The sequence below is a fragment of the Comamonas guangdongensis genome, assembly GCF_041079535.1.
Lineage (GTDB): Bacteria > Pseudomonadota > Gammaproteobacteria > Burkholderiales > Burkholderiaceae_C > Comamonas > Comamonas guangdongensis.
In genome coordinates this window covers 1-5465 of sequence record NZ_JBFYGN010000052.1, presented here as the reverse complement: position 1 = coordinate 5465, position 5465 = coordinate 1, and the positions used below count along the sequence as shown (strand labels likewise).

Annotated in this window: 2 tRNA genes and 3 rRNA genes; all 5 read left to right on the top strand. The window is 51.2% G+C overall.

Annotated elements, in window-relative coordinates:
• Positions 1-115: 115 nt before the first annotated feature.
• A 16S ribosomal RNA gene (locus AB6724_RS21605) occupies positions 116-1644 on the top strand.
• A gap of 86 nt (positions 1645-1730) precedes the next feature.
• Positions 1731-1807 (top strand) — tRNA-Ile (locus tag AB6724_RS21600).
• Positions 1808-1831: 24 nt separating this feature from the next.
• A tRNA-Ala gene (locus AB6724_RS21595) sits at positions 1832-1907 on the top strand.
• A gap of 400 nt (positions 1908-2307) precedes the next feature.
• Positions 2308-5183 (top strand): 23S ribosomal RNA (locus AB6724_RS21590).
• Positions 5184-5346: 163 nt separating this feature from the next.
• A 5S ribosomal RNA gene (gene rrf, locus AB6724_RS21585) occupies positions 5347-5459 on the top strand.
• Together the 16S, 23S and 5S rRNA genes with 2 tRNA genes alongside form the textbook arrangement of a ribosomal RNA operon.
• The last annotated feature ends 6 nt before the right edge of the window (positions 5460-5465 follow it).

Here is a 5465-nt window from a genome sequence, read left to right as displayed (position 1 = left end):
GGAACAAAACTCTTCGGAGTTACTAAACGCTCACAAAAACAGTAATGAGGAAGAATTGATTTCTTCTTGATTCCGTCAAGTGAGTGAGCAGTCGAAAGACTTTAAATTCAAGATCGAACTATAGAGTTTGATCCTGGCTCAGATTGAACGCTGGCGGCATGCTTTACACATGCAAGTCGAACGGTAACAGGTCTTCGGATGCTGACGAGTGGCGAACGGGTGAGTAATACATCGGAACGTGCCTAGTAGTGGGGGATAACTACTCGAAAGAGTAGCTAATACCGCATGAGATCTACGGATGAAAGCAGGGGACCTTCGGGCCTTGTGCTACTAGAGCGGCTGATGGCAGATTAGGTAGTTGGTGGGGTAAAGGCTTACCAAGCCTGCGATCTGTAGCTGGTCTGAGAGGACGACCAGCCACACTGGGACTGAGACACGGCCCAGACTCCTACGGGAGGCAGCAGTGGGGAATTTTGGACAATGGGCGAAAGCCTGATCCAGCAATGCCGCGTGCAGGATGAAGGCCCTCGGGTTGTAAACTGCTTTTGTACGGAACGAAAAGCTTCCCTCTAATACAGGGGAGTCATGACGGTACCGTAAGAATAAGCACCGGCTAACTACGTGCCAGCAGCCGCGGTAATACGTAGGGTGCAAGCGTTAATCGGAATTACTGGGCGTAAAGCGTGCGCAGGCGGTTTTGTAAGACAGAGGTGAAATCCCCGGGCTCAACCTGGGAACGGCCTTTGTGACTGCAAAGCTAGAGTGCGGCAGAGGGGGATGGAATTCCGCGTGTAGCAGTGAAATGCGTAGATATGCGGAGGAACACCGATGGCGAAGGCAATCCCCTGGGCCTGCACTGACGCTCATGCACGAAAGCGTGGGGAGCAAACAGGATTAGATACCCTGGTAGTCCACGCCCTAAACGATGTCAACTGGTTGTTGGGTCTTAACTGACTCAGTAACGAAGCTAACGCGTGAAGTTGACCGCCTGGGGAGTACGGCCGCAAGGTTGAAACTCAAAGGAATTGACGGGGACCCGCACAAGCGGTGGATGATGTGGTTTAATTCGATGCAACGCGAAAAACCTTACCCACCTTTGACATGTACGGAAGTTACCAGAGATGGTTTCGTGCTCGAAAGAGAACCGTAACACAGGTGCTGCATGGCTGTCGTCAGCTCGTGTCGTGAGATGTTGGGTTAAGTCCCGCAACGAGCGCAACCCTTGCCATTAGTTGCTACGAAAGGGCACTCTAATGGGACTGCCGGTGACAAACCGGAGGAAGGTGGGGATGACGTCAAGTCCTCATGGCCCTTATAGGTGGGGCTACACACGTCATACAATGGCTGGTACAAAGGGTTGCCAACCCGCGAGGGGGAGCTAATCCCATAAAGCCAGTCGTAGTCCGGATCGCAGTCTGCAACTCGACTGCGTGAAGTCGGAATCGCTAGTAATCGTGGATCAGAATGTCACGGTGAATACGTTCCCGGGTCTTGTACACACCGCCCGTCACACCATGGGAGCGGGTCTCGCCAGAAGTAGGTAGCCTAACCGCAAGGAGGGCGCTTACCACGGCGGGGTTCGTGACTGGGGTGAAGTCGTAACAAGGTAGCCGTATCGGAAGGTGCGGCTGGATCACCTCCTTTCTGGAAAAAGCTGCTTCAAATTGAACGCCCACACTTATCGGTTGTTGGATGCACTGTTGAGCAAGAGAGATCTTGCTTGATGGCTTGGGTCTGTAGCTCAGCTGGTTAGAGCACCGTCTTGATAAGGCGGGGGTCGTTGGTTCGAGCCCAACTAGACCCACCAAACTTCCAATGCGATCAACCCAATGGGGGATTAGCTCAGCTGGGAGAGCACCTGCTTTGCAAGCAGGGGGTCGTCGGTTCGATCCCGTCATCCTCCACCAAACACGGCGCTGAGGCCTGGCTTCGGTGCTATAATCGTTGGCTCAGCAGATGAGCGAGCGAAGCAAAAACTTCAATATAAAAGCAGTCTGAATCAGACTGCTTTTATATTGATCTTTGATCAATAGGCTGTTCTTTAAAAATTCATAGAGTCGAAATCAGCGTTGCTGGTGGAAAGCGAAATCGAAAGATATTCGCACCGTGCCGCCAGCAACATTTTGATTGCGTCAAAACAGATATTTTGCGAATGCGAAATTATCTAGTAATGACGAATATTCTCTAAGCTGCATTGAAAGATGCAGCCAAAGATATTCACATTACGGCATAACGCGTGAGGTGCAAGACCTCACCAGTCTTTGAGATCTAGAGCTTGGTGTTTCGCAAGAGACGTCAAAGTTATAGGGTCAAGTGACTAAGAGCATATGGTGGATGCCTTGGCGATGATAGGCGACGAAAGACGTGATAGCCTGCGATAAGCTTCGGGGAGCTGGCAAATAAGCTTTGATCCGGAGATTTCTGAATGGGGAAACCCACCCGCAAGGGTATCGCACACTGAATACATAGGTGTGCGAAGCGAACCTGGAGAACTGAAACATCTAAGTACCCAGAGGAAAAGACATCAACCGAGATTCCGATAGTAGTGGCGAGCGAATTCGGAAGAGCCTTGCAGTGATAGTCGATCAGTTAACAAAACGGCATGGAAAGGCCGACCATAGTGGGTGATAGTCCCGTATGTGAAAACTGATCGGTGGTACTAGGCTGCAGACAAGTAGGGCGGGGCACGAGAAACCCTGTCTGAATATGGGGGGACCATCCTCCAAGGCTAAATACTCATCATCGACCGATAGTGAACCAGTACCGTGAGGGAAAGGCGAAAAGAACCCCGGGAGGGGAGTGAAATAGATCCTGAAACCGTATGCTTACAAAAAGTCGGAGCCCTTCGGGGTGACGGCGTACCTTTTGTATAATGGGTCAGCGACTTACATTCAGTGGCAAGCTTAACCGAATAGGGGAGGCGAAGAGAAATCGAGTCCGAATAGGGCGTCTAGTCGCTGGGTGTAGACCCGAAACCAAGTGATCTATCCATGGCCAGGATGAAGGTGCCGTAACAGGTACTGGAGGTCCGAACCCACTAGTGTTGCAAAACTAGGGGATGAGCTGTGGATAGGGGTGAAAGGCTAAACAAACTTGGAAATAGCTGGTTCTCTCCGAAAACTATTTAGGTAGTGCCTCAAGTATTACCGTCGGGGGTAGAGCACTGTTTAGGCTAGGGGGTCATGGCGACTTACCAAACCTATGCAAACTCCGAATACCGACGAGTACAGCTTGGGAGACAGAGCACCGGGTGCTAACGTCCGGACTCAAGAGGGAAACAACCCAGACCGCCAGCTAAGGTCCCTAAAATTGGCTAAGTGGGAAACGAAGTGGGAAGGCTAAAACAGTCAGGATGTTGGCTTAGAAGCAGCCATCATTTAAAGAAAGCGTAATAGCTCACTGATCGAGTCGTCCTGCGCGGAAGATGTAACGGGGCTAAGCCAGTTACCGAAGCTGCGGATGCACAGTTTACTGTGCGTGGTAGGAGAGCGTTCTGTAAGCCTGTGAAGGTGTCTGGTAACGGATGCTGGAGGTATCAGAAGTGCGAATGCTGACATGAGTAGCGTTAAAGGGGGTGAAAAGCCCCCTCGCCGTAAGCGCAAGGTTTCCTACGCAACGTTCATCGGCGTAGGGTAAGTCGGCCCCTAAGGCGAGGCAGAGATGCGTAGCTGATGGGAAACAGGTCAATATTCCTGTACCGATCAATAGTGCGATGTGGGGACGGAGAAGGTTAGCTCAGCCAACTGTTGGATATGTTGGTTCAAGCCTGTAGTCGTGCCTGGTAGGCAAATCCGCCGGGCTTAGATGAGGGGTGATAACGAGTGTGCTTGCACACGAAGTGAGTGATACCCTGCTTCCAGGAAAAGCCACTAAGCTTCAGCTATTGACGACCGTACCGCAAACCGACACTGGTGCGCGAGATGAGTATTCTAAGGCGCTTGAGAGAACTCAGGAGAAGGAACTCGGCAAATTGACACCGTAACTTCGGGAGAAGGTGTACCCCAAGTAAGTGAAGTTGTACAAACGGAGCTCAAAGGGGTTGCAAAAAATTGGTGGCTGCGACTGTTTAATAAAAACACAGCACTCTGCAAACACGAAAGTGGACGTATAGGGTGTGACGCCTGCCCGGTGCTGGAAGATTAAATGATGGGGTGCAAGCTCTTGATTGAAGTCCCAGTAAACGGCGGCCGTAACTATAACGGTCCTAAGGTAGCGAAATTCCTTGTCGGGTAAGTTCCGACCTGCACGAATGGCGTAACGATGGCCACACTGTCTCCTCCTGAGACTCAGCGAAGTTGAAATGTTTGTGATGATGCAATCTCCCCGCGGAAAGACGGAAAGACCCCATGAACCTTTACTGTAGCTTTGTATTGGACTTTGAACGGATCTGTGTAGGATAGGTGGGAGGCTTTGAAGTGAGGACGCTAGTTTTCATGGAGCCGACGTTGAAATACCACCCTGGTGCGTTTGAGGTTCTAACCTTGGTCCATTATCTGGATCGGGGACAGTGCATGGTAGGCAGTTTGACTGGGGCGGTCTCCTCCCAAAGCGTAACGGAGGAGTTCGAAGGTACGCTAGTTACGGTCGGACATCGTGACGATAGTGCAATGGCATAAGCGTGCTTAACTGCGAGACTGACAAGTCGAGCAGATGCGAAAGCAGGACATAGTGATCCGGTGGTTCTGTATGGAAGGGCCATCGCTCAACGGATAAAAGGTACTCTGGGGATAACAGGCTGATACCGCCCAAGAGTTCATATCGACGGCGGTGTTTGGCACCTCGATGTCGGCTCATCTCATCCTGGGGCTGTAGTCGGTCCCAAGGGTATGGCTGTTCGCCATTTAAAGAGGTACGTGAGCTGGGTTTAAAACGTCGTGAGACAGTTTGGTCCCTATCTTCCGTGGGCGCTGCAGATTTGAGGAAGCCTGCTCCTAGTACGAGAGGACCGGAGTGGACACACCTCTGGTGTACCTGTTGTCACGCCAGTGGCATCGCAGGGTAGCTATGTGTGGAAGAGATAACCGCTGAAAGCATCTAAGCGGGAAACTCGTTTCAAGATGAGATCTGCCGGGGCCTTGAGCCCCCTGAAGGGTCGTTGTAGACCACGACGTTGATAGGCTGGGTGTGGAAGCGCAGTAATGCGTTAAGCTAACCAGTACTAATTGCCCGTGCGGCTTGACCCTATAACTTTGGGTACAAGCCTGGAAACAAAAGACTGGACGAAAGTCCTAGTTATGCCGAAAAGGCGCAATCAAATAGCTGATAATGACTCTATGAATTCGTTGGAGAGAAAGTGAAGTGATTCAGAAGTGAATTGCAAGCGATCGATCCGACACAAAGTTTATGCCTGATGACCATAGCAAGTTGGTCCCACTCCTTCCCATCCCGAACAGGACCGTGAAACGACTTTGCGCCGATGATAGTGCGGGTTCCCGTGTGAAAGTAGGTCATCGTCAGGCTCTTAC